Source organism: Enterobacter hormaechei subsp. xiangfangensis (assembly GCF_001729785.1).
GTDB lineage: Bacteria > Pseudomonadota > Gammaproteobacteria > Enterobacterales > Enterobacteriaceae > Enterobacter > Enterobacter hormaechei_C.
The window spans coordinates 3,927,067-3,953,347 of record NZ_CP017183.1 but is presented as its reverse complement, the minus strand read 5'-3'; the positions used below and the strand labels follow the sequence as shown (position 1 = coordinate 3,953,347).

Sequence of the window (26,281 nt, the reverse complement as noted above, 5' to 3'; positions counted from 1 at the left end):
TGGCAAGGAACCCCTGATATGCCGCTTTCTTCGCAGTTACAGCAGCACTGGCAGACCGTTTGTGAACGCCTGCCTGAGTCGTTACCCGCGTCGTCGTTAAGCGAGCAGGCGAAAAGCGTGCTCACGTTCAGTGATTTTGTGCAGGAGAGCGTCAGCGCTAACCCGGACTGGCTGGCAGAGCTGGAAAGCGCGCCGCCGCAGGCTGACGAGTGGCGGCATTATGCTGGCTGGCTGCAAACCGCGCTGGCAGAGGTGGCAGACGAAGCCACGCTGATGCGCGTTCTGCGTCAGTTCCGCCGCCGGGTAATGGTACGCATTGCCTGGGCGCAGGCGCTGGAGCTGGTGAGTGAAGAGAGCACCTTGCAGCAGTTGAGCGAGCTGGCGCAGACGCTGATCGTCGCCGCGCGGGACTGGCTCTACGCCGCCTGCTGTAAAGAGTGGGGCACGCCGTGCAGCGAGGAAGGGGTTCCTCAGCCACTGTTGATCCTGGGGATGGGCAAGCTGGGCGGCTGCGAGCTGAACTTCTCCTCAGACATCGATCTGATTTTTGCCTGGCCCGAGAACGGCTCCACGCGCGGCGGCCGTCGCGAGCTGGACAATGCCCAGTTCTTTACTCGTCTGGGGCAGCGGCTGATTAAGGCGCTGGATCAGCCCACGCAGGATGGTTTTGTTTACCGCGTGGACATGCGCCTGCGTCCGTTTGGCGACAGCGGGCCACTGGTGCTGAGCTTTGCCGCGCTGGAAGATTACTACCAGGAGCAGGGTCGCGACTGGGAGCGTTACGCGATGGTCAAAGCGCGGATCATGGGCGACAGCGACGATGCCTACGCCAACGAGCTGCGCGCCATGCTGCGCCCGTTCGTGTTCCGCCGCTACATCGACTTCAGCGTTATCCAGTCCCTGCGAAATATGAAAGGGATGATTGCCCGCGAGGTGCGTCGCCGTGGCCTGAAAGACAACATCAAGCTCGGTGCTGGCGGTATTCGTGAGATCGAATTTATCGTCCAGGTCTTCCAGCTGATACGCGGCGGGCGTGAACCTTCTCTGCAATCCCGCTCGCTGCTGCCGACGCTAAGCGCTATCGATCAGCTGCATCTGCTGCCGGAAGGCGACGCGCAAACGCTGCGTGACTCTTATCTCTTCCTGCGTCGTCTGGAAAATTTGCTGCAAAGTATCAACGACGAACAGACCCAGACGTTGCCGGGCGATGAGCTGAACCGGGCGCGTCTGGCCTGGGGGATGCGGGTGGATGACTGGGCGGCGCTGACGCAACGGCTGGAAGCGCATATGGCGGGCGTGCGCCGCATCTTTAACGATCTGATCGGCGACGACGAAACTGAATCGCAGGACGATGCGCTCTCCGAGCACTGGCGCGAACTGTGGCAGGACGCGCTTCAGGAAGATGACACCACGCCGGTGCTGGCGCACTTAAGCGACGATGCCCGCTATCGCGTGGTGGCGCTGATTGCCGATTTCCGCCTCGAACTGAACAAACGCGCTATCGGCCCACGCGGTCGTCAGGTGCTGGATCATCTGATGCCGCATCTGCTGAGCGATGTCTGCTCCCGCGACGATGCGCCGGTGCCGCTGTCGCGCATGATGCCGCTGCTGAGTGGGATCGTCACGCGTACCACTTACCTTGAGCTGTTAAGCGAGTTTCCAGGCGCGCTGAAGCACCTGATTTCCCTCTGCGCCGCATCGCCGATGGTGGCGAACAAGCTGGCGCGTTATCCGCTGCTGCTGGACGAACTGCTCGACCCGAATACCCTCTATCAGCCGACGGCGACGGACGCCTACCGCGACGAGCTGCGCCAGTATCTGCTGCGCGTGCCGGAGGAGGACGAAGAGCAACAGCTTGAGGCGCTACGTCAGTTTAAGCAGGCACAGATGCTGCGCGTGGCGGCGGCAGATATCGCCGGTACCCTGCCGGTAATGAAAGTGAGCGATCACTTAACCTGGCTGGCGGAAGCGATCATCGACGCGGTTGTCCACCAGGCGTGGGTGCAAATGGTAGCCCGCTACGGCCAGCCGAAGCACCTTGCTGACCGTGAAGGCCGCGGTTTTGCGGTGGTGGGGTACGGCAAGCTGGGCGGCTGGGAACTGGGCTACAGCTCCGATCTGGATCTGATTTTCCTCCACGACTGTCCGGCAGACGTCATGACCGACGGCGAACGTGAGATTGACGGACGGCAGTTCTACCTGCGCCTGGCCCAGCGCATCATGCACCTGTTCAGCACCCGCACCTCATCCGGCATTCTGTATGAAGTGGATGCGCGTCTGCGCCCGTCCGGCGCGGCAGGCATGCTGGTCACCTCGACGGAGGCTTTCGCCGACTATCAGAAGAACGAAGCCTGGACGTGGGAGCATCAGGCGCTGGTGCGCGCCCGCGTGGTGTATGGCGATCCGCAGCTCAAAACGCAGTTCGATGCGATCCGCAAGGCGGTCATGACGACCCCGCGCGAGGGCAGTACGCTGCAAACCGAAGTGCGGGAAATGCGGGAGAAGATGCGCGCGCACCTTGGCAACAAACATCGCGATCGCTTTGATATCAAAGCCGATGAAGGCGGGATTACCGATATTGAGTTTATCACTCAGTACCTGGTGCTGCTGCACGCGCACGATAAGCCGAAGCTGACCCGCTGGTCGGATAACGTGCGCATACTGGAACTGCTGGCGCAGAACGACATTATGGATGAGCAGGAGGCGCAGGCCTTAACCCGCGCCTACACCACACTGCGTGATGAGTTGCACCATCTGGCATTACAGGAACAGCCGGGCCATGTGGCGCTGGACTGTTTCGCCGACGAACGCGCGCAGGTGACTACAAGCTGGCAGAAGTGGCTAGTGGAACCGTGCGTAACAAAACAAGTGTGATATTATCGCGCGCAAATTGTGAATCTTTCTGGAGTCAGGAATGAAAGTAACACTGCCAGAGTTTGAACGTGCTGGAGTTATGGTTGTCGGTGATGTGATGCTGGATCGCTACTGGTATGGGCCGACCAGCCGCATCTCTCCGGAAGCACCGGTACCGGTGGTAAAGGTCGACACCATTGAAGAGCGTCCCGGTGGCGCGGCAAACGTGGCGATGAACATAGCCTCTCTGGGCGCACATTCGCGTCTGGTTGGCCTGACCGGCATTGACGATGCGGCGCGTGCGCTGAGCAAGTCGCTGGCGGACGTGAATGTGAAGTGTGACTTCGTTTCTGTTCCGACCCACCCAACCATCACCAAGCTTCGCGTGCTGTCGCGTAACCAGCAGCTAATCCGCCTCGACTTTGAAGAAGGGTTCGAAGGCGTTGATCCCGAGCCGCTGCACGAGCGCATTAACCAGGCGTTGGGCAATATTGGCGCGCTGGTGCTGTCTGATTATGCCAAAGGCGCGCTGGCGAGCGTGCAGACCATGATCCAGCTGGCGCGCAAAGCCAGCGTTCCGGTGCTGATCGACCCGAAAGGCACCGATTTTGAGCGCTATCGCGGCGCAACCCTGCTGACGCCAAACCTCTCTGAATTCGAAGCGGTGGCGGGCAAGTGCAAAACTGAAGAAGAGCTGGTTGAGCGCGGCATGAAAATCATCGCTGATTTCGAGCTGTCTGCGCTGCTGGTGACCCGTTCCGAGCAGGGCATGACGCTGCTGCAACCGGGCAAGGCGCCGCTGCATATGCCAACCCAGGCGCAGGAAGTGTACGACGTGACCGGTGCCGGTGATACGGTGATTGGCGTGCTGGCGGCGACGCTGGCGGCGGGTAACTCCCTGGAAGAAGCATGCTACTTCGCGAACGCCGCGGCGGGCGTGGTCGTCGGTAAACTCGGGACCTCCACCGTTTCGCCAATTGAGCTGGAAAACGCGGTGCGTGGGCGTGCGGATACCGGCTTTGGCGTCATGACCGAAGACGAGCTGAAAGTGGCCGTTGCCGCCGCGCGCAAACGCGGTGAAAAAGTGGTGATGACGAACGGCGTGTTCGACATCCTGCATGCGGGCCACGTGTCGTATCTGGCGAATGCGCGCAAGCTGGGCGACCGCCTGATTGTGGCGGTCAACAGCGATGCCTCAACCAAACGTCTGAAGGGTGAAACGCGTCCGGTTAACCCGCTGGAGCAGCGCATGATAGTGCTCGGCGCGCTGGAAGCGGTGGACTGGGTGGTCTCATTTGAAGAAGACACCCCGCAGCGCCTGATTGCCGGAATTTTGCCTGACCTGCTGGTGAAGGGCGGTGATTACAAACCAGAGCAAATCGCAGGTAGCGAAGAGGTCTGGGCGAATGGTGGTGAAGTAATGGTGCTCAACTTTGAGGACGGGTGTTCAACCACCAACATCATTAAGAAGATCCAGAAAGACAGTCAGTAAAAAACGGGCCTGTTGGCCCGTTCGTTTTTCACCCTCTCCCTGTGGGAGAGGGCTGGGGTGAGGGCATCAGGCCGCACTTATGCCTGGTCATCCACCGGTGGAATAGCTGGCGCTGGCTTCACTTCTTCCGGCGCATTGCGGTTTTCCAGCTCGGTCAAACGTTGTTCCAGCAGCGCCAGCTTCTCGCGGGTGCGCAGCAGCACCTGCGTCTGCACGTCAAACTCTTCGCGGCTGACTAAATCAAGGCGAACCAACTGTGCCTGCAACGTCTGGCGGATTTTCTTCTCAACGTCATCACCAAACTCACGAATACCTTTCGGCATGGACTCATGAACCTGACGCGCGATCTGCTCAATTTTCTTTGGGTCAATCATTGTCGTTTCCCTTGATGAAAAGGTGTTAGTGCCTATTGTAGCGTGTCATGCCGCGGGTTAAACAAAATTGTTTGAAGCTTATGCATTGCCCAGGGTAATCAATAGCGTTATAGTTATCTCGCTTATTCTCAGGGCGGGGCGAAATTCCCCACCGGCGGTAAATCAGCTTAACGCTGAAAGCCCGCGAGCGCTTTGGGTGAATTCTCAAAGGTCAGCAGATCCGGTGTAATTCCGGGGCCGACGGTTAGAGTCCGGATGGGAGAGAGTAACGATCCAGTCGGGCAAAGCCCGCTCACGTTATTTTTTTGCCGCTTGTACGGCGCTCCTAAGACTGCCCTGATTCTGGTAACCATAAAGTTAATGAGGTTTTTTTACCATGAATCAGACGCTACTTTCCTCTTTTGGCACTTCAACTCAACGTGTTGAACATGCACTGGATGCCCTGCGCGAAGGCCGCGGTGTGATGGTGCTTGACGATGAAAACCGTGAAAACGAAGGCGACATGATTTTTGCCGCCGAGAACATGACCGTTGAGCAGATGGCGCTGACCATCCGTCACGGTAGCGGCATCGTATGCCTGTGCATCACCGAAGACCGTCGCCAGCAGCTTGATCTGCCGATGATGGTTGAAAACAACACCAGCGCCTTTGGTACTGGCTTCACTGTGACCATTGAAGCGGCGCATGGCGTAACCACCGGTGTGTCGGCGGCTGACCGTCTGACCACCGTGCGTGCAGCGATTGCTGATGGTGCGAAACCTTCCGATCTGCACCGTCCTGGTCACGTCTTCCCGCTGCGCGCGCAGCCGGGCGGCGTGCTGACCCGTGGTGGTCATACCGAAGCGACCATCGATCTGGTGACGCTGGCTGGCTTCAAACCCGCAGGCGTGCTGTGCGAACTGACCAACGATGATGGCACCATGGCGCGTGCGCCGGAGTGCATCACCTTTGCGCGTCTGCACAATATGCCAGTGGTGACGATTGAAGATCTGGTTGAGTACCGCCGCGCGCACGAGCGCAAAGCCAGCTGAACATGCTGATGTATAAAAGCCGGGGAAACCCGGTTTTTTTGTTTCTAGTGGTAGTTAATTTTGAACAGTACCACGGTTTCGAACGGCCCGGACTGAATCGCTTTCCCTTCTTCCCGTGAAAGTTCAGCTGTGTAGTTTTGCTCAATATTCATCTTATCGCCCGTAAAATCGGCGTACTCTTTGTACTGGTTGAAGGTGTAAGGGGCCGTTCCGTTAAGAATACGCAGTTTTAACCCATTCCCTATCAGTACCGCAGTGTCGTCTGCGCTGAGCGTTTCGGTTGTGTAAAACGACGAGTCCATCTTAAATCCATCCGAGCACTGGGCATCCTGCACTTTGGTGGTTCGTATTGAAAACGTGCGCAAACGCGTCTGCTGATTCACGATGTCGCGCGCGCTGAAGGTGCCAAAGTCGATCTCCTGATTCTCAGGGTAAATGGTAAACGTCGCCCCGCAATCAAGCACCGTAATGTTTTGCAGTCCGTTGATGTGATACTTAAGGTTCTTCGCATCGGCCATCTGATTAACGCCGCCCTTACCGTCAAACTGCACAACGATGTAATCGCTGAGCGAGCTGACATAGCCATGTGGCGGCATAGCCTTAATTCTCACGAAAAGTCGTAAACGGGCGACGAACGTGCGCGTAATGTGGATATCATCCGGATTGCCAGAGCAGATGCGATTCTCCCAACCCATCTGGCGGATTTGATCCGGGGTGTAAATGGTGATGTTATCGTTGTCCAGGCACTGGCGGGTATCCACGCCGTTGGGCTGGCCTGTGGCATCGTAATCTATGCCTTCATAGGTGACGCCCAGTTCATAATAGGGATCGGTTGCGGCAGGATAAGGGTTTACCCAGGCAAAAACATCTTCCGGCTTGAAACCGCTTGTGACGTTATTGTCACACGTCACCGGAATTTTAATGTCATCAGACTCCCATATTTTTTGGCCAACCTGAGCGTTGCTGGGTATGGCAAAAGGGGAGATCGTTTTTGTCTCCTCGACGGGGCCGCCAGATCCACCCAGATAGCAGTTGAGCGCCAGCGCTTCTTTCAAAGGCAGCGCTGTAAGCAGCAATGTAAGCAGGAAACTAGTGAGCTTTCGCATCTTTATCGATTTTCCGTTCGTTAAGCTTACATAGAACCGTTCCGGTGCACTGTACGTCGACTTTTTTCAGTGCGCCGTAATCGTCGATGTAGCCGATGCTGTAATAACTACCGTGGTAATCGCCGGTAGAGGCAGTTGCCGTGGCGAAAGGCGCAATCATCAGACTGTCAAAACCCGGCAGCATGGTTTTGGCATTTTTGCTCAGCCACGCCAGCGTGATGTAGTACGGCGTAGGGTTGTGGACCGTGAGCCCTTTCGCGTTGGCGGTAATTTCCATACGCATTTCAGTCAGTTCGCCAGATTTTTTGCGAATCGCTTCCGGACGCCAGAAGAGCTTAATTCGGCTCTGCATGGCAACCTGCATCACGCTGCGCTCCTCGCTGGCGCTGGTGCTTTTAGGCGGTACTTCACGCAGGTTGAAATAAAACAGCGATTCCCTGTCTTTTGGCAACTGGCGGGTAGCGGCTTGTTTAACAATTCTTACCTGCGACGAGGCGCCCGCTTCGATACGTTGAATGGGGGGAAGCGCCATAAAGTGCACATCTTCTTTTTGCCCCTTTTCATCTTCAATCCAGGAGAGCGCCAGATAAGGCAGCGCCTTGCTCTGGTTGTCCACTTTCAGGCTGCTGGCCTTGTCGCTTTCTGGAAAAACAATGCGCGTGCGGTCCAGGTTAATGGCCGCGTGGGCGGTAAATGTTGTGCTGATCAGCATCAGGCACAGGCTTTTAATCGGCGTTAATTTCATGATGATTTCTTACTGGCACGGCAGTATCAACTGCATACTGTTTTCTAAGTGAGAAGGTAACGAGAAGCGACACTGTTGGTTGTCGCCCCATGTCACGCGAAACTGCTGTTCTGGCTCAACGGCGCCGAGCCAGACGCGGCCTTCATCGGCCACCATCCCAACCTGTAAATTGCTTTCATCCAGGCGAACAATCGCCCCGAGTGGTGGTGTTCCTGACGACATCCGCAAAACGCCTGTTACGTCCTGACCTGCGCGCGTGGCAATCTGACGATAACCAATGGCCCCCTCAGTCCAGGTTGAGGTCACGACGCGGTTGTCCACGTCCACGCCATCCGGAAGGTTGTTCATATTGACCTGCACGCTGGAGGGGGAATAGCTGGAGAATGACGGTAAAACGCCGATGCCAAAACGGTTAGTTTCATCGCGCGACATGTTCAGCGGGATATGGCCTACCCCGTCGGTGCTGACCATTACGCGGGGTTCATTACCGTAACTGCGCCGGTGCAGCGCGGCGCCTTTCGCCGTTGAGGTGAAGGAACCGCTCCAGCTCGCGCTGAGGGAGTTATATTCGTTAGCTTTATAGCTGCCGGAGAGATTGAGATCGCCGTACGCAGAATAATGCTGATAATTCCCGCTGACCTGCGCGCCGGAATCTGGCTTCCCGCTCTCCGTACCTGCGGAAACGCCCCAGGTATTATTGCGATCCGACGTGTCATACCACGACACGTTATGGCTCAGCGTGTCGCTGTTACGCAGGTCATAGTTAAGTCGATGATCGGGATCGAGCGGTACGCTGAGCGAGAGATAAAACTGAGTATCGTCATTTTCGTCTTCCTCCTCGTAATGCGTTTTACTCCAGGACAGGGTTACGCCAAGGTTCTTCCAGCGACCTATATCAAAGTTGTAGCCCGCCGTGATGCTGCCGGTCGTGGAGGGTGAATCATTCCACCATGTCTGACGCAGCATATTGACGTACAGGTTCAGGGATAACGCTGAAATGTACTGGCTTGCCGTCACGCTCAGGGTTTGTTTTTCCGACTGGCGGTCACCGTTGTCATAATCCAGGTAGCGGGCGTAGCTCAAAAACTGTGGGTCTGAGTAGCGGTAGCTGGCGAGCGTAAGCTGACTGCCGGTGGTATCGAAACGCTTGCTGTAGTTAATGCGATAGCTGTAACCCGTCTGGCTGCGCTGGTGTGGCAGCTGGCTGGTAGCCTGCGTGACGTCAAAAGAGAGCGCCCCCAGCCAGGCCATATTCTGGCCGATCCCGGCAGCGACGGAACGATAACGGTCGCCATCGGCCAGCGTGCCGCCATACAGAGAGGTGTGCGACAGCATGCCCCAGGAAAATTCGCCGCTCATGAAGGCGTTATCTTCAACATCATGGGAGGCGCCCTGGCGCGCTTTACCCGCCGCGAGCTTATAGCGCACCTGGCCCTTGCGCGTTAAAAACGGCACGGATTCAGCCGAGACCTGGAAGGTGTTGACGCGTCCGTCTTCTTCCGTGACTTTGACGTCCAGCGTGCCCTGAACCGACTGGTTAAGATCCTGAATAACAAAGGGTCCTGGTGGCACTTTACTCTGGTAAATCACGCGATCGGCAAGGCTTACGGTCACGGTGGCGTTGGTTTGTGCTATTCCGGTAATCTGTGGGGCATAGCCGCGCAGCGACCATGGCAGCATACGTTCATCGCTGATTAGCGATGCGCCGGTGTAGGTGAAGGCGTCAAAAATGGAGGACTGGAAATCCGTTTCACCCAGCGTCAGTTTCGCACCGATCGAGGGCAGAGGGCGGAACATATACACGCGTGAAAAACGGCCATCCTGCTCTGAGCCTGCTTCAGTATCGCTTCGCGTGTACTGGTAATCGCTTCGCAGGCGCCACGCGCCCATGTTCGCACCGGCGGTACCATAGGTATTGGCGTTGTCATTGCCGCCGCTGCTATTGGGCTGATAATGGCTGGCAAAAAGATTGTAATCCAGCAGTACGCCTGGCACGCCGTTGTCCCAGGTGGATGGCGGCATCCAGTCAACCGCACGGTATTGCAGCCACGCCTGGGGGATCGTTACTTTCAGGGTCTGGCTGCCTTGCTCAAAAGTAAATTTGATGTCTGGTCTGGCGGCGAAATCAACGCATCCCTCTTTTTCCGGCAAAGCGTGACGAACGTCATCCTGCAATGCGAATGTATCGGCCAGCTCGGGGGGAATACAGACCTGAACTGCGTTATTTATTTCTCGCCAGCGAAGCTGCCAGCCATTTGCCAGCGGAATATCATTAACTGAAACCGTAACGAAATAGCTTCCCGGCGTAACCGATATTTGATCTTTAAAACGTGATAAATCGACGCTGCCGCGCTGATCTTTATCGATGGCGTTTATATTAAATTCAGTGGCAGAGGCAACTATCGTCATTAACAGGGACGCAATGATGATTATCCATTGTACTTTGTATGTCATCATCCTGTTACTCGAATAAATAAAGAGTGCCGACCGGCATGGATTGCCAGTCGGCTGATACCGTGACGTAACGGAATTATTTGTACATCAGGACGTAGTTAGCCGTGGCTTCAACCTGGCCTGCCGTCGCAGTTTTACCTGTTGGGACTTCCATAACCGCTTTGAAATGCAGCGTCTGGGTGGTTGAACCCGCCAGCAGATCAAGCACGTTTGGCTGACCAAGCGTGATGTTGCCTTCCGCGTTATCCAGCAGACGGACGCCCACGTTCTGCGCACCGTTTGCAAAGGTGTTGCTCATCAGGCTGGTATCCGTCGCATCTGTCGCTGCGCTGGTAAAGGTCACTTCCACTTTAGTAATTGGCGTGTCGGTTTCGTCTGCCGGATCGTCAAGCTGGCAGTTTTCCAGATTGATATCGACCGGAACCGGCGTGGATTTTTTGTTGGCGTTGATAACGGCCGTAGTCACTTCACCCAGGTCGACTTCTTTATCAACGCTGTCTGGAGCGATGCTGCATGGTGCGTCAATAACCACGCCTTTGAATTTGATTTTGCCTGAGCCTTGATCATCAGCAAACGCAGAACCCGATACAATGGCAGCCATAGCTGCCGCTAACAGCAATTTTTTACCCATATACATGAAAATATCCTTTTTCAGATTGATTCGTAATGTGAATATTAATTTCAGAATACTCGCAAAGTATACGGATTGGGGCGGGGAGACGCGATTAACGTGACTTAAATATATTTTTAGATGGTTTTAATTAATATTTTCAGGCTATCTGAAGAGGCTTCTTTTTTCGGGGTTTTAATAGATTTATATTTTGTGGGTTATTATATGTAAAATATATAGGATTGTTTTTTTGAATAATATAAAGCCTCCGTATAAAAACGGAGGCATTAATTCTTAGCCAATACCTGCCGTTTGCAGCAGAACCAGGCTCATCCCCATCACTGACATTCCACACAGCACGCCGTAGCTTGGGTTATTGTTGGGATCGATCTCTTTTGCCAGCGGCATCAGCTCATCGACAGAGAGCGCGACCATAATCCCGGCCACGGCAGCCATAATTGCAGCCATTACAACCGGGGATACGAGGCTACCGAGGATCAGCCACGCCAGCACGCCGCCGAGAATTTCAGCCATGCCGGAGATACCTGCCCAAAAGACAGCTGTACGTTTTGAACCCGTGGCGGCATAAACGGGCCCGGCAACGGCAAGTCCTTCAGGAATATTGTGCAAAGCCACGGCCAGCGCCACACCAAAACCTATTTCCAGGTTGCTGCTGGCCGTGACATAGGTGGCGATACCTTCCGGAAAGTTATGCAGGCTGATACCCAGCGTCAGCAGAATGGCCGTGCGTTTGATATTTCCCGGAACGGGGGTAACGCTTTTTTGCATTAAATCCTGCGGGTGCGCGTGAGGAAGAATACGGTCGAGTGCAAAATAACCCAGCAGGCCAATGATAAACATGCCATAGCCCAGAACAGGCGACATCCCTTCGGTGTGAAGCGCGGCGGGCAGCATCTCCATCAGCGAGATAAGCAGCATGATCCCGGCGGCGAAACCCAGCGAGAAGGCCAGCAGGCGATTAGAGGGTTTTTGCCCGAGTACCCCGAGGAACGCACCGATAAAGGTTGCGGCGCCCGCAAGTATGGTCAAAATCAACGGTACTGACATGCATTCTCCTTAAGCGATATCTGGCATTCAAATTTCCTGATGATGATCTTCACGGTTATCTGCGTTCATCTTCACCTGAATGCGCGTAATGTAGGCCTATCACATTGACACCTCCTCTAAGGATATCACCATGTCTTCTTCTCGTATGCCAGCACTGTTTTTAGGCCATGGCAGCCCAATGAACGTCCTGGAAGATAACGTCTATACCCGCGCCTGGCGTCAGTTGGGTGAGACGTTACCGCGTCCGAAGGCAATTGTGGTGGTCTCTGCGCACTGGTTTACCCGGGGTACCGGCGTGACGGCCATGGAAACGCCAAAAACGATTCATGATTTTGGCGGCTTTCCGCAGGCGCTGTATGACACGCATTATCCTGCGCCGGGCTCCCCTGAGCTGGCGCAGCGGCTGGTTGATCTGCTTGCCCCTGTTCCGGTTGCGCTGGACAAAGAAGCCTGGGGCTTTGACCATGGCTCATGGGGGGTGTTGATCAAAATGTATCCGAATGCCGATATTCCGATGGTACAACTGAGTATCGACAGCACCAAACCAGCTGCCTGGCACATGGAGATGGGGCGTAAGCTGGCTTCGCTTCGTGATGAGGGCATCATGCTGATTGCCAGTGGCAACGTGGTACACAATCTGCGTACGGTACGCTGGCACGGTGAAAATACGCCGTACCCCTGGGCAACAGCCTTTAATGACTATGTAAAAGACAACCTGGCCTGGCAAGGGCCGGTCGAACGGCACCCTTTGGTGAACTATCTGGAGCACGATGGCGGTTCGCTCTCTAACCCGACGCCGGAACACTTCTTGCCATTGCTGTATGTATTAGGCGCATGGGACGGTCAGGAGGTTATTACAACCCCGGTCGACGGCATTGAGATGGGGAGCTTGAGTATGCTGTCGGTGCAGGTGGGGTAAACACATGCCCGGTGACGCTGCGCTTACCGGGCCTACGCTCGACATGTAGGCCGGGTAAGGTGAAGCCGCCACCCGGCAAGTCTTACTCGACGAAAATATGCGGGTAGAAACGCGACAGATCCTGCGTAATCAGCGCGCGATCTTCGCGAATGCCAATCCCGGCAGGCTGATCGTTAATAAGCCAGCTGCCGATCAGCGTATAGCTGTCGCCAAACTTCGGCAGTTGATAAAACGCCTGGACGATCATCCCTTCTTCACCGTACGGCCCTTCAACTGCTTCCAGCGTTTTACCGTTTTCGATAATCGAGACGTTTGCCCCTTCACGAGAGAAGATTGGCTTAACGACGTATTTCTCCATCGGTGGGAAATCATCTTCGGCAAAATAAGCAGGCAGCAGGTTCGGGTGATTCGGGAACATCTCCCACAGCATCGGCAGCAGGGCTTTATTGGAGATAATGCTCTTCCAGGCTGGTTCCAGCCAGCGCACGCCAGCGTCTTCCAGTTTGGTAGAGAACATTTCCCGCAGCATGTATTCCCACGGATAGAGCTTGAACAGGTTGCTGATCACCTGATCCTGCATGTCCGTAAACTGACCTTTTTCACCTAAACCGATATCTTCGATATAGAGAAATTCCGTCGCCACTTCCGCTTCGGCTGCGCAGTCCTGCAAATACTGAACCGTACCGCGGTCTTCTTCGGTATCGCGGCAGCAGGCGAGGTGCAACAGGTTGAAACCGTGCTGTTCACGCAGTTCGACGAAACGTTCAATCAGCTTTTCCTGAAGGCTGTTGAACTGATCGCTGCCTTCCGGCAAGTTTCCGGCATTCGCCTGATCTTCCAGCCAGATCCACTGGAAGAACGCGGCTTCGTACAGGGAGGTTGGCGTATCTGCGTTGTTTTCTAAAAGCTTCGGTTCACCCACGCCATCCCATGCCAGATCGAGGCGAGAGTAGAGCGAAGGCTGGTTCGTTTTCCAGGACTGACGAACAAAGCTCCAGGTGTGCTTCGGAATGCGGAATTTGGTCATCAGCTCATCGCTGTCGATGACTTTCTCAACCACCTTCAGGCACATCTGGTGCAGCTCTGCGGTCACTTCTTCAAGCTTTTCGACCTGAGCAAGCGTGAGCTTATAGTAAGCATCTTCACACCAGTACGGCTCGCCGTACATGGTGTGAAAGTTGAAACCGTATTCGGTGGCTTTTTCGCGCCAGTCCGGGCGCTCGGCAATACTGACTCGTTCCATGATCAGCCGCCCATTGAGCGAGTTGAGGAGCCGGTCGCACTACGCTGCATGGTGGTTTGTTTGGCAACAGACTCACCGAAGCCGCCACGGGTAATGGTGCTGGTGGTGGCTGGTTTCGGCGCCATTGCGGTTTTCGGTACGGTCATCGTACGGCCAGGCGTTGCAGCACCGTAACCCTTGCCGGTGGCATCGGTGTATTTCCCGTAGGCCGGGCTGTTCGGATTTTTGGAGCTAAACAGCGGCTGCTGCTGGTAGCCCGCACCGCCGCTCATCAAACGGCCCATCATATAACCCGCCATCAGCGGCATCCAGAAGCTGCCGCTGGACTGTGCCTGCGCCTGGTTTTCCGGTGCCATACCCGCCTGAGCAGGTGCCTGCTGGCACTGGCCTTCACCGAATTCGGCTACACAGTCTTCGCGTGAGGCATATTTCGGCGCGGTACGTTCCGCTTCTTTCAGGGCGTTGTTATACGCCGTCGTACACTCAGCGGCTTTACCGGTTGCGCTCGCGCAGTCGTCGGCGTTTTGATACAGCGAAACCGTTTCGTCGTTTTGCTCACAGCCTGCCAGCATAAAGACGGCGGTGACCGCCAGCGCGACAGGTGTCAGGTGGCGTGCGTTCCAGCTTTTGCGGAACGACGCGTGATTCATCGTTTTTGTCCGTTTCATATTTGTCTTCCAGGACCCAGTGGTAATAACGCTCAGGATAGAGGATGAGTGGTTGAAAATGAAGCGACGAGGGGTGAAATCCGGGGGATCTTTACGTTGGCTTACGTTCGGGGGGGATTAATGTGCTCCCTCTCCCTGTGGGCGAGGGCTGAGGTGAGGGCATCAGGCCGCAGTGGGCCTGATGACACGCTTAATTGCGGAACGGATTCGTGCCGCTGCTGGCAGGTGAGGTGCTACGCGCTGCCGCTGGCTGTGCAACCGGGGTGCTGCTGTTAGCGGTGAAATTATCCACGGCGGCATCCTGCTGTGGATTTTCCGGCGCGACGCTGTCAGGCGACGTGGAAACCGGTTTGCCCAGCGTGCTGTTCAGCATTTGCAGATCCTGCTCGTTCAGCGTACCCAGCGCCTGCTTGATGTTCAGCTGGTTGATCAAGTACTGGTAACGCGCACTGGAGAGCTGCTGTTTCGCGTTGTACAGCGTGGTCGTTGCGTCTAACACATCAACGATAGTACGCGTACCGACGGAGTAACCCGCTTCCATCGCGTCCAGAGAGCTTTGCGCAGATACAACGGCCTGTTTATAGGCGTTGATGCTGCTGATGGACGCGTTCACGTTGTTGAAGGAAGAACGCACGGTCTGGACCACGTTGCGGTGCGCGCTTTCAAGCTGCTCGCTCGCGCCTACGAAGTTGTACTGCGCCTGCTTAACCTGAGAGTTAACCATCCCGCCCTGGTACAGCGGCAGAGAGAAGCTCAGGCCAACTTTGTTCTGGCCCATATTGTTGTCGTCATACTGGGCAGTGTTGGTTTTAGACCCGCTGTAGCTGGTATCCGATACGCCGGTAGAGGCGCTCAGGCTCAGGGTTGGCAGGTGACCATCCTGTGCAAGACGGATCTGCTCGCGCGCCAGGTCCTGGCTCAGGCGTGCCTGCAGCAAGGTCAGGTTGCGGTTTTCCGCCTCTTTCAGCAGGGCGTTAACCGCCTGCGGCTTGTCTGTTTTGAAGCTGTCCACGTTCAGAGAGGCCAGCTCAGGATAGTAGTTACCGGTGACCTGACGCAGTGATTCCAGCGCGTTGTCGAGATTGTTACGTGCGGTCACTTCGTTTGCCAGTACGGTGTCGTACTGTGAACGGGCGTTCTGTACGTCAGTGATGGCGACCAGGCCCACGTTGAAGCGCTGGGTGGTTTGATCTAACTGACGATAAATCGCCTGTTTCTGCGCTTCGGTGTAGGAGAGGGCGTCAATCGCGCTCAGTACGTTGAAGTAGGCGGTCGCGGTATTCAGGATCAGCGTCTGCTGATCTGTCTGATAGGTCACATCCTGGATGCCCGCGCTCTTTTCCTGCAAGCTCAGCTCACGCCATTTGGACATGTCGAACAGGGTTTGCGTTAACTGTAAAGAGGCGCTGGTGGCATTCGAGTTGATGCCGTTATTATCGCGAAAACCGTTAGTGTAGGTATAATCTGCACCTAAGCCTAACTGCGGCAGCAGTGGACTACGTGCTTCGTTAATCTTTTCAAACGCAGCATCACGATCGGCCGCTGATTTACGTAAATCAGGGTTGCCCAGACGTGCCTGCTGGTAGACCTGTAACAGGTTCTCTGCCTGGCTCATTGCACTGAAGCCCGTCAGGCTCAGGCCGATAAGGATGGGGAGCAATTTCTTCATTTGCATTCCTTGTTGTGAAGCAGTATTAGCGCTGATCTAATTAAAAATAATTGCCGATTCTAACAGAATCATCCACACCAAAAGGTTGGCGTAACGTGCCATCTGGCGGTAATTTGCTCCAATCTACCATATAGCCATACAAACGGCAGCCAAACAGCCTTGAAATTCACAATTTCATCACCATTGCTACCAGGACTCGACCGATGCAAAAACCAGAAAACGTGCCTGTCACCTTCGCCAAAAACGATGTAGAAATTATTGCACGAGAAACGCTTTATAGCGGTTTTTTTTCAATGGAACTTTACCGTTTCAGGCATCGTCTGTTTAACGGTGAGATGAGCGGTGAAATCAAACGCGAAATTTTTGAGCGCGGGCATGCGGCTGTGTTGCTACCCTATGACCCAGTGCGTGACGAAGTTGTGCTGGTCGAGCAGGTGCGTATTGCGGCTTATGATACCAGCGAAACGCCGTGGTTGCTGGAGATGGTGGCCGGGATGATCGAAGAAGGTGAGTCTGTCGAAGACGTCGCTCGCCGCGAGGCGCTGGAAGAGGCGGGCCTGGTGGTTGGCCGGACGAAGCCGGTGTTGAGCTACCTGGCAAGCCCGGGTGGGACAACGGAACGTTCATCTATCATGGTGGGCGAAGTGGACGCCACGACAGCGGAAGGGATCCATGGTCTGGCAGATGAAAACGAAGATATTCGGGTTCATGTGGTGAGTCGGGAGCTGGCTTACCAGTGGGTAGAAGAGGGGAAAATCGACAACGCAGCGTCTGTCATCGCTCTGCAATGGCTACAGCTGCATTATCAGACATTACGACACGAGTGGAAAAAATGAAGCGTTATACACCTGACTTCCCAGAAATGATGCGCCTGTGCGAAACCAATTTCGCTCAGCTGCGCCGCCTGCTGCCGCGAAACGACGCGCCCGGCGAAACGGTGAGCTATCAGGTGAGCAACGCGCAGTATCGGTTAACGATCACAGAATCAACGCGCTACACTACGCTGGTGGAGATTGAGCAAACGGCGCCGAGCATCAGCTACTGGAGCCTGCCGTCGATGACGGTACGTCTTTATCATGACGCGATGGTCGCTGAAGTGTGTTCAAGCCAGCAGATCTTTCGCTTTAAAGCGCGGTATGATTATCCGAATAAAAAGTTGCATCAACGCGACGAAAAGCATCAAATTAACCAGTTTTTAGCCGACTGGCTAAGATATTGTTTAGCACATGGAGCAATGGCGATTCCGGTTTGTTAGCGTCATAAACCTACCTAAGGACACCATTTGGAAAGCCTGTTGAACCTGACTGTTGCTGGTGGGGCGCCAGTCAGGATATTACAAATCACCGACACCCACCTTTTTGCCGAAAAGCATGAGACGCTTCTGGGCGTGAACACCTGGGAGAGTTATCAGGCGGTTCTTGACGCGATCCATGCTGAAAAGCGGCCATGCGATCTGATCGTCGCGACGGGCGATCTGGCGCAGGATCAATCCTCCGCAGCCTATCAGCATTTTGCTGAAGGGATTGCGAGCTTTAGCGTGCCTTGCGTCTGGCTGCCGGGCAATCACGATTTTCAGCCCGCGATGTACAGTTCGCTTCAGGATGCGGGGATTTCACCGGCAAAATGTGTCTTTGCGGGGGACCAGTGGCAAATTCTGCTCCTCGACAGTCAGGTGTTTGGCGTTCCGCACGGTGAGTTGAGCGACTATCAGCTTGACTGGCTGGAGACAAAACTGGCCGCCGAACCGAATCGCAATACGCTGCTGTTACTGCATCATCACCCGCTGCCGGCGGGCTGTAGCTGGCTCGATCAGCACAGCTTACGCAACTCTGCGGCGCTGGACGGCGTGCTGGCGAAATTCCTGCGCGTGAAAAATTTGCTGTGCGGGCACATTCACCAGGAACAGGATCTCGACTGGAACGGTCGCCGCCTGCTCGCGACGCCCTCTACCTGCGTGCAGTTTAAGCCGCACTGCGCCAACTTTACGCTGGATACCATCGCACCGGGCTGGCGCTGGCTGGAGCTGCATGCCGATGGCTCGCTGACCACCGAAGTTTGCCGTCTGGCCGGGGCACAATTCCGCCCGGATACCGCTTCGGAAGGCTATTGATGTCGACGCTTCTCTATCTGCATGGGTTTAACAGCTCACCGCGATCGGCGAAAGCGACGCAGCTTCGCCAGTGGCTGAGCGCGAATCATCCCCACGTGGAGATGATTATTCCGCAGTTGCCCCCTTATCCGGCGGATGCGGCAGAGATGCTGGAATCGCTAGTGCTGGAACACGGCGGCGAATCGTTTGGCGTTGTCGGGTCGTCGCTCGGCGGCTACTACGCCACCTGGCTGTCGCAGTGCTTTATGTTGCCCGCTGTCGTCGTCAACCCGGCGGTCCGGCCATTTGAGCTGTTAAGGGACTTTCTTGGCGAAAACGAGAACCCCTACACCGGCCAACAATATGTGCTAGAGTCACGCCATATTTACGATCTCAAAGTTATGCAGGTCGACCCGCTTGAAGCGCCCGATCTTATCTGGCTGCTGCAACAGACGGGAGATGAAGTGCTGGATTACCGCCAGGCAGTGGCGTATTACGCATCCTGCCGCCAGACTGTAGAAGAGGGCGGTAACCATGCTTTCACGGGCTTTGAAGATCATTTCACCCAGATTGTCGATTTTCTTGGACTGCACAGCCACTGACAATCAATGCGAATTGCTAGCTTAAATCATGACGCAAACCTATAACGCTGATGCCATTGAGGTACTCACCGGGCTTGAGCCGGTTCGCCGCCGCCCGGGGATGTACACCGATACGACGCGCCCAAACCACCTGGGCCAGGAAGTAATTGATAACAGTGTGGACGAAGCGCTGGCAGGCCATGCCAAACGCGTGGACGTTATCCTGCACGCCGATCAGTCGCTGGAAGTCATCGACGACGGCCGCGGCATGCCGGTAGATATCCACCCGGAAGAGGGTGTTCCCGCCGTTGAGCTGATCCTCTGTCGTCTGCACGCGGGCGGTAAGTTCTCCAACAAAAATTACCAGTTCTCCGGCGGCTTGCACGGCGTGGGGATCTCCGTGGTTAACGCCCTGTCAAAGCGCGTGGAAGTGAACGTCCGTCGCGACGGCCAGGTGTATAACATCGCGTTTGAAAACGGCGAAAAAGTGCAGGATTTGCAGGTCGTCGGGACGTGCGGTAAACGCAACACCGGCACCAGCGTCCACTTCTGGCCTGACGAAAGCTTCTTCGACAGCCCACGCTTTTCTGTTTCCCGCCTGACGCACCTGCTGAAAGCCAAAGCGGTGCTGTGCCCGGGCGTGGAAATCACCTTTAAAGACCACGTTAATAATACCGAACAAACCTGGTGCTACGCCGATGGTCTGAACGACTACCTGTGCGAAGCGGTTAACGGCCTGCCAACCCTGCCGGAAAAACCGTTCGTCGGGAATTTCGAAGGCGATACTGAAGCGGTGGACTGGGCGCTGCTATGGCTGCCGGAAGGCGGCGAGCTGCTGACCGAAAGCTACGTTAACCTGATCCCCACTATGCTCGGCGGGACCCACGTCAACGGCCTGCGTCAGGGGCTGCTGGATGCGATGCGCGAGTTCTGCGAATACCGCAACATTCTGCCGCGCGGCGTGAAGCTGTCGGCGGAAGATATCTGGGACCGCTGCGCCTACGTGCTCTCCGTGAAGATGCAGGATCCACAGTTTGCCGGTCAGACTAAAGAGCGCCTGTCGTCACGCCAGTGTGCGGCGTTCGTCTCCGGCGTGGTGAAAGATGCATTTACCCTGTGGCTGAACCAGAACGTTCAGGCCGCAGAAATGCTGGCTGAAATGGCGATCTCCAGCGCCCAGCGTCGTCTGCGCGCGGCGAAGAAAGTGGTGCGTAAAAAGCTGACCAGCGGCCCCGCGCTGCCGGGCAAGCTGGCGGACTGTACCGCGCAGGATCTCAACCGCACCGAGCTGTTCCTGGTGGAAGGAGACTCGGCAGGCGGATCGGCCAAGCAGGCGCGCGATCGTGAATATCAGGCGATCATGCCGCTCAAGGGTAAGATCCTCAACACCTGGGAGGTCTCGTCTGATGAAGTGCTGGCCTCGCAGGAAGTACACGATATCTCGGTTGCAATCGGCATCGATCCGGACAGCGACGATCTAAGCCAGCTGCGCTACGGCAAGATCTGCATTCTCGCGGATGCGGACTCCGATGGCCTGCACATCGCCACGCTGCTCTGTGCGCTGTTTGTGAAGCATTTCCGCGCGCTGGTGAAAAACGGTCACGTCCATGTGGCGCTGCCGCCGCTGTACCGAATCGACCTCGGCAAAGAAGTTTACTATGCACTGACGGAAGAAGAGAAAGCGGGCGTGCTGGAACAGCTTAAGCGCAAGAAGGGCAAACCGAACGTTCAGCGCTTTAAGGGGCTGGGTGAGATGAACCCGATGCAGCTGCGTGAAACCACGCTGGATCCGAATACCCGCCGTCTGGTGCAGCTGACCATCAGCGATGAAGATGAACAGCAAACTAACGCCGTGATGGACATGCTGCTGGCCAAGAAACGTTCTGAAGATCGACGTAACTGGCTACAGGAGAAAGGCGACATGGCGGATATAGAGGCCTGATACACGCTGTCTTTTTGCCGGGTGGCGGCTGCGCCTTACCCGGCCTACTTAACCCGTAGGCCCGTGCAAGCGTAGCGCCGCCGGACAAGAAATGCAGCTCATCACGATGAATGGTTTTTCCGGTACTGCAACGGCGTCTCGCCAATCCCCTTTTTAAACGCGCTGATAAACCACGTCACGTCGGAAAATCCCGCCTGTGCGGCAATGTCACGCACGCTCGAATCAGTGTGGAGTAAACACTCGCACGCCTTACGCAACCTTAGCGTGTTCAGGTAGTCGTGAATTTTTTCGCCTGTTTCCGCATGGAATCTTCGCGATACGTAACTACGCGATTTACCCAGCTCTGCGGCCAGCGCATCCAGACGAAATTTCTCCTGATAATGCTCGTCGAGCCAGAACATGACCTGGCTGGCGATCCCCTGGCTGTTGCCCGGCTCGCCGTCGCGATCGTCGGGCAGCATCGCGAACAGGCCGATCAGCAGGCTGGCGATGCTCTCGCCGTTCATCGGCGGTTTATAGCAGCTAAACAGATGGTCGATATGGTGGTGATAGTGGGCTAAATCGGCGACCCACGCTTCGCCGCCACGGCGTGACAGCCGCTCCAGGCGCTGCCGGGTCTGGGGAAAATCCCGCAGGATCTTCAGCACCGCGTGCTGGTCGAGATGAATAATGGTGCGGCGGTAAATTGCCTCCGCCTGTTCGTCCACCATGACCTTGTGCAGCGTAAAAGGCGGGAAGAAAAACAGTCGTCCGGGGCGCATGGTGTAGTGACGATTATCGACAATCGCCACGCCAAAGCCCTCTTCCACATAGAGGATCTCCAGACACTGATGCCAGTGATGGTAGCGCACCGTATTGGCAAACAGGCGGCTGAACGAGGCCACGGTATCGTTCAGGGCGATCAGTTCCAGAAGGTCGGTTGTCGGCGTGTCGTGCATAGTGCAATAAAACTCAACTTTTTCCCGTCTGATCGTCTTTATAAACCACCTTTTTAAATTTTCTCAACTGGAGGTTTATTCATCGTTCATGCCTGTGACACGGCTAACATTTCTGCACCTTGCGGATTCACTATGCTTTGCCGCAGTTGATTACGAGGGCGAACCGATGTGGGCGGCAAACAAAGAAAAATCAAATCCGTTGTCTTCACGCCAGGAGGTAGTGGCGTCGTTGAATGCACTTTTACAGGCGCTGGACACGCAATTTCCGGCGAACCGTTCACGATTCCCGCTGGGCGACACCTGCGCCCATTACACAGCAGATATTGCGCAGATGGAGGGACTTTCCCGCGCGCTGTGGGGGCTGTTTCCGCTGATGGCGTCCGGCGAAAGCACGCCGTTCAGCGAGAAGTACCTTACTGCCATTAAGCTTGGTACCGACCCGCAAAGCAGCGGTTACTGGGGAGAAACCGGCCCGTACGATCAGCGTCTGGTGGAGATGGCGGCCTACGGTCTGGGGCTCGCTCTGCTGGGAGATAAACTCACCGCGCACTTTACCGGTCGCGAGGTGATGAACCTGCACGCGTGGCTCAACCAAATCACCGACGCGCAGATGCCGGACAGCAACTGGAACTATTTTGCCATCATGGTTCAGCTAGGCTTTAAGCGCGCCGGCCTGCCGTACGATCAGGCCGCCATTGACCACCGCTTTGCGCTGATGGACGCCTACTACCTCGGCGACGGCTGGTATTCCGACGGTCCCGGCCGCCCGAAAGATTACTACATCTCCATGGCTTTCCATTTCTACGGCCTGATTTACGCCACCCTGAGTGACGACGAGGCGAGGGCGAATGTTCTGCGCGAGCGCTCGCGTCTGTTCGCGGAAGACTTTATCTACTGGTCCGCCGCCGATGGCGCCTCGGTGCCGTTTGGCCGCAGCCTGACCTACCGCTTTGCCATGGTTGCCTTCTGGAGCGCGGTGGCTTTTTCCCAGCTGGACGTCTTCACCCCGGGCATCGTGAAAGGCATTGTGCTGCGGCATCTGCGCTGGTGGCAGCAGCAGTCGATTGTCGATCGCGACGGCATTCTCACCCTGGGGTTTGCGTATCCGAACCTGGCGATGTGCGAGGATTACAACTCCCCCGGTTCACCGTACTGGGCGCTGAAAACCTATCTGATCCTGGCGCTGCCGGAGGCGCATCCGTTCTGGCAGGCCGACGAGCAGCCGCTGCCCGCGCTTGCTGAAAAACATGTGATTCCGCATGCGCAGCAGATCCTGATGCATTCGAAAGATTCGCAGCACGTCGTCATGCTCACCGCTGGTCAGCTGGAGCTGAACAACTACGTCAACACCGAAGCGAAATACACCAAATTTGCCTACTCCAGCCGCTTCGGATTCACCCTTGAGCGCGGGCGTTTTGGCCTGAAGCATGCCGCCTGCGATTCCATGCTGCTGCTGGCGGACGGAGATGACTATTTCCGCGGTCGTCGCGAGTGCGAAGAGGTTCGGGTGGATGAAAATTACATTTTCTCGCGCTGGTCGCCGTGGCGCGACGTGCAGATTGCGACCTGGCAGATCCCGTTCGGGGAGTGGCACCTGCGCCTGCACCGTATCAACAGCACGCGCACTCTGCAAACCGTCGAGGGCGGCTTTGCGGTGATGAAAACCGCCCACCAGGTGCGCGAACGCGGTTGTTATCTGTTGGCTGAAAACGGCAGCAGCGTCATTGTCGATCTTTCGCCGATCATTCAGCGCAAGCCAGACAGCATCGTCACGCCGCCGAACAGCAGCATTATGTTTGCGGAGTGCGCCTCCATTCCGCTGTTAAAAGCTGACCTCCCGCAAGGGGAAAGCTGGCTCTGTTGCGCCGTCCTGGCTGGCGGAAGACAGCCTGCTGCGGCGACGCCGCAGCTGAATATAACCCATAGCCGGGTCGTCATTAGCGAACCCGGAAGCGAACGTAAGCTGTCGTTCACATTATAAAAATCTGGCCCTACACGTCGGCGAGGATGATATGAAAAGCACATCGACAACTAACAGAACTGAATATTACAAAATCAGTAGCTTTATCTTTCTCTATTTCTTTACCTGGTCTGCCAGTATTGGACTGCTGGCGATCTGGCTTGGCCAGAAAGCCAATCTCAGCGGCTCGGTGATTGGAACCGTTTTTGCGGTGAACGGGATATTCTCCGTAATTCTTAAACCGATCTACGGCTATATTCTCGATAAGATCGGCATGAGCAAATACCTGCTCTATTTTGTGGTGATCATGTCGGCCCTGATGGCGCCGTTCTTTATTTACGTATACCAGCCGCTGTTAATGTCTAATACCCTGCTGGGGATTATTATCGGCGCGCTCTATTTAAGCTTTGCCTGGTACGCGGGCGTGGCGGCGTGCGAATCGTATTCCGACCGCTTTAGCCGCTTAAACGGCATGGAGTTCGGGCAGATCCGTATGTGGGGATCGCTCGGCTGGGCGGTGGCGTCATCCTTCTCCGGCCTGCTGTTCAACCTCTCACCGGCGTATAACTTTATTCTCGGCAGCGTGGCGTCGGTGGTGATGCTGATCGTCCTGCTGAGCCTGAAAGTGAACACTAACTCCATTCACGCGGGCGAGGTGCTGACGAAAGAGAAAATCGCCCCGTCAGACGTTTACGCCCTGCTGCGAAACCGCAAATTCTGGGCCTTCTGCCTGTACGTGGCGGGCGTGGCGTGGATGATGTTTATCGCCGAGCAGCAGTTCTCGCGCTATTTCGTCACCTTCTTCGACGATATTCACCAGGGCAACGCGGTATTCGGTTATCTCGGGACCGTGCAGTCGGGCATGGAGTTCGTCATGTATATGGTGATCCCGCTGTTTGTGAACTTTATTGGCGCCAAACGCGGGCTATTAATTGTCGGGCTGGTGGTCGGGGCGCGTCTGATTATTTCCGGCATGTGTGATTCTCACCTGTTAATTTCAGTGCTTAAGCCGCTGTACGGTCTGGAAATTTGTCTCCTGCTGGTGTCGGTATTTAAATATATCGCCGAGCATTTCGACAAGCGCGTCAATGCCACCATGTATTTACTCGGCTATCAGGCGATGCTCTACGTTGGCAACGTGGTGGTCTCTTCCCCTGCCGGCTATATGTATGACCGTATTGGCTTTGAGCACACCTATATCATCATGGGCGCAACGGCGCTGACCTTTACCCTTATTTCTGCTTTTACGTTATCCGCCTGTCAGAGCAAATGGCGCGGGGCTCGTGCGCTGAACGTAGCAGAAACGTCAACACGATAAATTACGCCGTCAAAGAAGGAACCGAAATATGTTAAGTCGTATCAAAGAAGAACGCCTGCCTGTTATCGCTGCGCCCGTTGACTCCCGCGCATTCAGCGATGAACTGAATTCGGCGCGCAGCCACGTTCTGGACCTGATTAGCCGTCATTTAACGGAGTTCGGCGACAAATTCCCGGCGGAAACCTGCCAGAACGGTTTTTATCCGCTGACTGACAACGTGGAGTGGACCACCAGCTTCTGGACCGGGCAGCTGTGGCTGGCGTGGGAGATGAGCGGCGAGGAAAAATTCCGTGCGATGGCGGAAAAACACGTGCGCTCGTTTGGCCTGCGCATCGCCGGGCGCAACGACACCAATACCCACGATTTAGGCTTCCTTTACACGCTCTCCTGCGTAGCCGCGTGGCGGCTGACCGGAAACCGCGAGGCGCGCGGCTTCTCGCTGCTGGCGGCGGAAGCCCTGCTGGAACGCTTCCACGAGAAGGCGAAGATCATCCAGGCGTGGGGCGATCTCTCCGATCCGGAGCAGGCCGGGCGAATGATCATCGACTGCAACATGAACCTGCCGCTGCTCTACTGGGCAACAGAGCAGACGGGCGATCCGCGCTTTGCCGACGCCGCAAAAGCGCACGTCATGCAGGCGGCGACGTATCTCATTCGTGACGATGCCTCCACCTTCCACACCTACTATATGGATGTAGCAACCGGCGCACCGCGCTACGGCAACACCCAGCAGGGCTACGCCGACGACTCCTGCTGGTCGCGCGGGCAGGCTTGGGGCATTTACGGTTTCCTGCTGAGCTATATCTATACCGGCGACGAAACGATGATCGCTCTGTCAAAACGGCTGGCGAACTACTTCCTCAATCGCCTGCCGGAAGACTACGTCTGCCACTGGGATCTGGCGCTGGTGGGCACCGACGCGCTGCGTGACTCTTCCTCGGCGGCGATTGCGGTATGTGGGCTGCTGGAGCTGGTAAAACACCTGCCGGTCACGGATCCGGATCGCGAACGTTACCTCGAATGGGCGAAAGGGATTATGTCCACGCTGACAAAGCACTATCTGATGGGCAAAGAAGAGAAGGGCAACGGGCTGCTTAAGCACTCGGTGTATCACCTGGCGAGCAATAAAGGCGTGGATGAGTGCGCGAGCTGGGGCGATTACTTCTACGTCGAGGCGCTGGTGCGCTTCACCCAGAGCTGGAAGCTGTACTGGTAACGGGCA

22 protein-coding genes and 1 riboswitch are annotated in these 26,281 nt (G+C 55.9%); of the genes, 12 read left to right on the top strand and 10 right to left on the bottom strand.

Annotated features, from left to right (window positions below):
- The first annotated feature begins 18 nt into the window (after positions 1–18).
- Both glnE and hldE read left to right on the top strand, forming a co-directional pair.
- A complete protein-coding gene (gene glnE, locus BFV63_RS18845; RefSeq protein WP_045345587.1) occupies positions 19–2,874 on the top strand; it encodes a bifunctional [glutamate--ammonia ligase]-adenylyl-L-tyrosine phosphorylase/[glutamate--ammonia-ligase] adenylyltransferase in 2,856 nt (951 codons plus the stop codon).
- Between the two features lie 40 nt (positions 2,875–2,914).
- Positions 2,915–4,345 carry a bifunctional D-glycero-beta-D-manno-heptose-7-phosphate kinase/D-glycero-beta-D-manno-heptose 1-phosphate adenylyltransferase HldE gene (hldE, locus tag BFV63_RS18840; protein ID WP_003862540.1) on the top strand — a complete coding sequence of 477 codons (1,431 nt, stop codon included), beginning with the start codon at positions 2,915–2,917 and terminating at the stop codon, positions 4,343–4,345.
- Between the two features lie 77 nt (positions 4,346–4,422).
- Here hldE and ubiK read toward each other — a convergent pair whose 3' ends face one another.
- Entirely contained in the window at positions 4,423–4,719 is a 297-nt protein-coding gene (ubiK, locus tag BFV63_RS18835; RefSeq protein WP_003862539.1) for a ubiquinone biosynthesis accessory factor UbiK, read from the bottom strand.
- A 120-nt stretch (positions 4,720–4,839) separates the two neighbouring features.
- Positions 4,840–4,990, top strand: a riboswitch (FMN riboswitch).
- A 105-nt stretch (positions 4,991–5,095) separates the two neighbouring features.
- On the opposite strand from ubiK, the gene ribB reads away from it, so the two are divergent.
- The gene (gene ribB / locus BFV63_RS18830; protein WP_003862538.1) at positions 5,096–5,749 is read left to right on the top strand and encodes a 3,4-dihydroxy-2-butanone-4-phosphate synthase; all 654 of its coding nucleotides are present in this window, start codon (positions 5,096–5,098) and stop codon (positions 5,747–5,749) included.
- Between the two features lie 44 nt (positions 5,750–5,793).
- Here the strand turns inward: ribB and BFV63_RS18825 are convergent, their stop codons facing one another.
- From BFV63_RS18825 to zupT, 5 genes are all read right to left on the bottom strand, one after another.
- On the bottom strand, positions 5,794–6,855 hold the full coding sequence (locus BFV63_RS18825) for a fimbrial protein (protein ID WP_045345589.1): 1,062 nt from the start codon (positions 6,853–6,855) through the stop codon (positions 5,794–5,796).
- On the bottom strand, positions 6,839–7,600 hold the full coding sequence (locus tag BFV63_RS18820; RefSeq protein WP_022651871.1) for a fimbrial biogenesis chaperone: 762 nt from the start codon (positions 7,598–7,600) through the stop codon (positions 6,839–6,841). Before BFV63_RS18820 ends, BFV63_RS18825 begins: the two co-directional genes overlap by 17 nt.
- Before the next feature lie 9 nt (positions 7,601–7,609).
- Complete coding sequence (locus BFV63_RS18815) at positions 7,610–10,054, bottom strand: fimbria/pilus outer membrane usher protein (protein WP_057058766.1); 2,445 nt, start codon at positions 10,052–10,054, stop codon at positions 7,610–7,612.
- 76 nt (positions 10,055–10,130) lie between these two features.
- Complete coding sequence (locus tag BFV63_RS18810) at positions 10,131–10,691, bottom strand: fimbrial protein (RefSeq protein WP_003862529.1); 561 nt, start codon at positions 10,689–10,691, stop codon at positions 10,131–10,133.
- A 267-nt stretch (positions 10,692–10,958) separates the two neighbouring features.
- The gene (zupT, locus tag BFV63_RS18805; protein WP_003862527.1) at positions 10,959–11,732 is read right to left on the bottom strand and encodes a zinc transporter ZupT; all 774 of its coding nucleotides are present in this window, start codon (positions 11,730–11,732) and stop codon (positions 10,959–10,961) included.
- Between the two features lie 130 nt (positions 11,733–11,862).
- Between zupT and ygiD the strand changes: the two genes are divergently transcribed.
- Positions 11,863–12,651 carry a 4,5-DOPA-extradiol-dioxygenase gene (gene ygiD / locus BFV63_RS18800; RefSeq protein ID WP_003862526.1) on the top strand — a complete coding sequence of 263 codons (789 nt, stop codon included), beginning with the start codon at positions 11,863–11,865 and terminating at the stop codon, positions 12,649–12,651.
- Positions 12,652–12,733: 82 nt separating this feature from the next.
- On the opposite strand, the gene BFV63_RS18795 is transcribed toward ygiD, so the two are convergent.
- The 3 genes from BFV63_RS18795 to tolC all read right to left on the bottom strand — a co-directional run bounded on the left by BFV63_RS18795 (position 12,734) and on the right by tolC (position 16,231).
- Positions 12,734–13,894: a glutathionylspermidine synthase family protein gene (locus tag BFV63_RS18795; RefSeq protein WP_023314866.1), complete on the bottom strand. Its 1,161-nt coding sequence runs from the start codon at positions 13,892–13,894 to the stop codon at positions 12,734–12,736.
- A gap of 2 nt (positions 13,895–13,896) precedes the next feature.
- Positions 13,897–14,562, bottom strand: coding sequence for a DUF1190 family protein (locus BFV63_RS18790; RefSeq protein WP_003862522.1), 666 nt, complete (start codon positions 14,560–14,562; stop codon positions 13,897–13,899).
- A 190-nt stretch (positions 14,563–14,752) separates the two neighbouring features.
- Positions 14,753–16,231, bottom strand: a complete 1,479-nt coding sequence (gene tolC / locus BFV63_RS18785; protein WP_045343334.1) for an outer membrane channel protein TolC — start codon at positions 16,229–16,231, stop codon at positions 14,753–14,755.
- Positions 16,232–16,434: 203 nt separating this feature from the next.
- Here tolC and nudF point away from each other — a divergent pair, with 203 nt between their 5' ends.
- From nudF to parE, 5 genes are read left to right on the top strand one after another with little or no spacing between them, the layout of a single operon-like run.
- On the top strand, positions 16,435–17,067 hold the full coding sequence (gene nudF, locus BFV63_RS18780; protein ID WP_003862517.1) for an ADP-ribose diphosphatase: 633 nt from the start codon (positions 16,435–16,437) through the stop codon (positions 17,065–17,067).
- On the top strand, positions 17,064–17,486 hold the full coding sequence (locus BFV63_RS18775) for a DUF1249 family protein (RefSeq protein WP_003862516.1): 423 nt from the start codon (positions 17,064–17,066) through the stop codon (positions 17,484–17,486). The genes nudF and BFV63_RS18775 overlap by 4 nt, the downstream gene beginning before the upstream one ends.
- Before the next feature lie 27 nt (positions 17,487–17,513).
- Positions 17,514–18,341: a 3',5'-cyclic-AMP phosphodiesterase gene (gene cpdA, locus BFV63_RS18770; protein WP_048241800.1), complete on the top strand. Its 828-nt coding sequence runs from the start codon at positions 17,514–17,516 to the stop codon at positions 18,339–18,341.
- On the top strand, positions 18,341–18,922 hold the full coding sequence (gene yqiA / locus BFV63_RS18765; RefSeq protein WP_048241802.1) for an esterase YqiA: 582 nt from the start codon (positions 18,341–18,343) through the stop codon (positions 18,920–18,922). Before cpdA ends, yqiA begins: the two co-directional genes overlap by 1 nt.
- Before the next feature lie 28 nt (positions 18,923–18,950).
- Positions 18,951–20,843, top strand: coding sequence for a DNA topoisomerase IV subunit B (gene parE / locus BFV63_RS18760; protein ID WP_003862513.1), 1,893 nt, complete (start codon positions 18,951–18,953; stop codon positions 20,841–20,843).
- 101 nt (positions 20,844–20,944) lie between these two features.
- Here parE and BFV63_RS18755 read toward each other — a convergent pair whose 3' ends face one another.
- Positions 20,945–21,781 carry an AraC family transcriptional regulator gene (locus tag BFV63_RS18755; RefSeq protein WP_003862512.1) on the bottom strand — a complete coding sequence of 279 codons (837 nt, stop codon included), beginning with the start codon at positions 21,779–21,781 and terminating at the stop codon, positions 20,945–20,947.
- Between the two features lie 166 nt (positions 21,782–21,947).
- On the opposite strand from BFV63_RS18755, the gene BFV63_RS18750 reads away from it, so the two are divergent.
- The 3 genes from BFV63_RS18750 to BFV63_RS18740 are packed head-to-tail and all read left to right on the top strand — an operon-like array spanning position 21,948 to position 26,275.
- Positions 21,948–23,762: a DUF2264 domain-containing protein gene (locus BFV63_RS18750; protein WP_048209615.1), complete on the top strand. Its 1,815-nt coding sequence runs from the start codon at positions 21,948–21,950 to the stop codon at positions 23,760–23,762.
- A 31-nt stretch (positions 23,763–23,793) separates the two neighbouring features.
- Entirely contained in the window at positions 23,794–25,059 is a 1,266-nt protein-coding gene (locus BFV63_RS18745; protein WP_045345594.1) for an oligosaccharide MFS transporter, read from the top strand.
- Between the two features lie 28 nt (positions 25,060–25,087).
- Complete coding sequence (locus BFV63_RS18740) at positions 25,088–26,275, top strand: glycoside hydrolase family 88 protein (protein ID WP_032660336.1); 1,188 nt, start codon at positions 25,088–25,090, stop codon at positions 26,273–26,275.
- Positions 26,276–26,281 lie beyond the last annotated feature (6 nt).

What these genes read in the sequence shown, in the direction of transcription:
- BFV63_RS18775 (WP_003862516.1), top strand. Translation starts at nt 17,064, where the DNA reads ATGAAGCGTTATACACCTGACTTCCCAGAAATGATGCGCCTGTGCGAA.
- ubiK (WP_003862539.1), bottom strand. Translation starts at nt 4,719, where the DNA reads ATGATTGACCCAAAGAAAATTGAGCAGATCGCGCGTCAGGTTCATGAG.
- ribB (WP_003862538.1), top strand. Translation starts at nt 5,096, where the DNA reads ATGAATCAGACGCTACTTTCCTCTTTTGGCACTTCAACTCAACGTGTT.
- BFV63_RS18825 (WP_045345589.1), bottom strand. Translation starts at nt 6,855, where the DNA reads ATGCGAAAGCTCACTAGTTTCCTGCTTACATTGCTGCTTACAGCGCTG.
- BFV63_RS18795 (WP_023314866.1), bottom strand. Translation starts at nt 13,894, where the DNA reads ATGGAACGAGTCAGTATTGCCGAGCGCCCGGACTGGCGCGAAAAAGCC.
- parE (WP_003862513.1), top strand. Translation starts at nt 18,951, where the DNA reads ATGACGCAAACCTATAACGCTGATGCCATTGAGGTACTCACCGGGCTT.
- ygiD (WP_003862526.1), top strand. Translation starts at nt 11,863, where the DNA reads ATGTCTTCTTCTCGTATGCCAGCACTGTTTTTAGGCCATGGCAGCCCA.
- BFV63_RS18820 (WP_022651871.1), bottom strand. Translation starts at nt 7,600, where the DNA reads ATGAAATTAACGCCGATTAAAAGCCTGTGCCTGATGCTGATCAGCACA.
- BFV63_RS18750 (WP_048209615.1), top strand. Translation starts at nt 21,948, where the DNA reads ATGTGGGCGGCAAACAAAGAAAAATCAAATCCGTTGTCTTCACGCCAG.
- BFV63_RS18755 (WP_003862512.1), bottom strand. Translation starts at nt 21,781, where the DNA reads ATGCACGACACGCCGACAACCGACCTTCTGGAACTGATCGCCCTGAAC.
- BFV63_RS18790 (WP_003862522.1), bottom strand. Translation starts at nt 14,562, where the DNA reads ATGAAACGGACAAAAACGATGAATCACGCGTCGTTCCGCAAAAGCTGG.
- glnE (WP_045345587.1), top strand. Translation starts at nt 19, where the DNA reads ATGCCGCTTTCTTCGCAGTTACAGCAGCACTGGCAGACCGTTTGTGAA.
- BFV63_RS18745 (WP_045345594.1), top strand. Translation starts at nt 23,794, where the DNA reads ATGAAAAGCACATCGACAACTAACAGAACTGAATATTACAAAATCAGT.
- BFV63_RS18740 (WP_032660336.1), top strand. Translation starts at nt 25,088, where the DNA reads ATGTTAAGTCGTATCAAAGAAGAACGCCTGCCTGTTATCGCTGCGCCC.
- zupT (WP_003862527.1), bottom strand. Translation starts at nt 11,732, where the DNA reads ATGTCAGTACCGTTGATTTTGACCATACTTGCGGGCGCCGCAACCTTT.
- yqiA (WP_048241802.1), top strand. Translation starts at nt 18,341, where the DNA reads ATGTCGACGCTTCTCTATCTGCATGGGTTTAACAGCTCACCGCGATCG.
- BFV63_RS18815 (WP_057058766.1), bottom strand. Translation starts at nt 10,054, where the DNA reads ATGACATACAAAGTACAATGGATAATCATCATTGCGTCCCTGTTAATG.
- hldE (WP_003862540.1), top strand. Translation starts at nt 2,915, where the DNA reads ATGAAAGTAACACTGCCAGAGTTTGAACGTGCTGGAGTTATGGTTGTC.
- nudF (WP_003862517.1), top strand. Translation starts at nt 16,435, where the DNA reads ATGCAAAAACCAGAAAACGTGCCTGTCACCTTCGCCAAAAACGATGTA.
- BFV63_RS18810 (WP_003862529.1), bottom strand. Translation starts at nt 10,691, where the DNA reads ATGTATATGGGTAAAAAATTGCTGTTAGCGGCAGCTATGGCTGCCATT.
- tolC (WP_045343334.1), bottom strand. Translation starts at nt 16,231, where the DNA reads ATGAAGAAATTGCTCCCCATCCTTATCGGCCTGAGCCTGACGGGCTTC.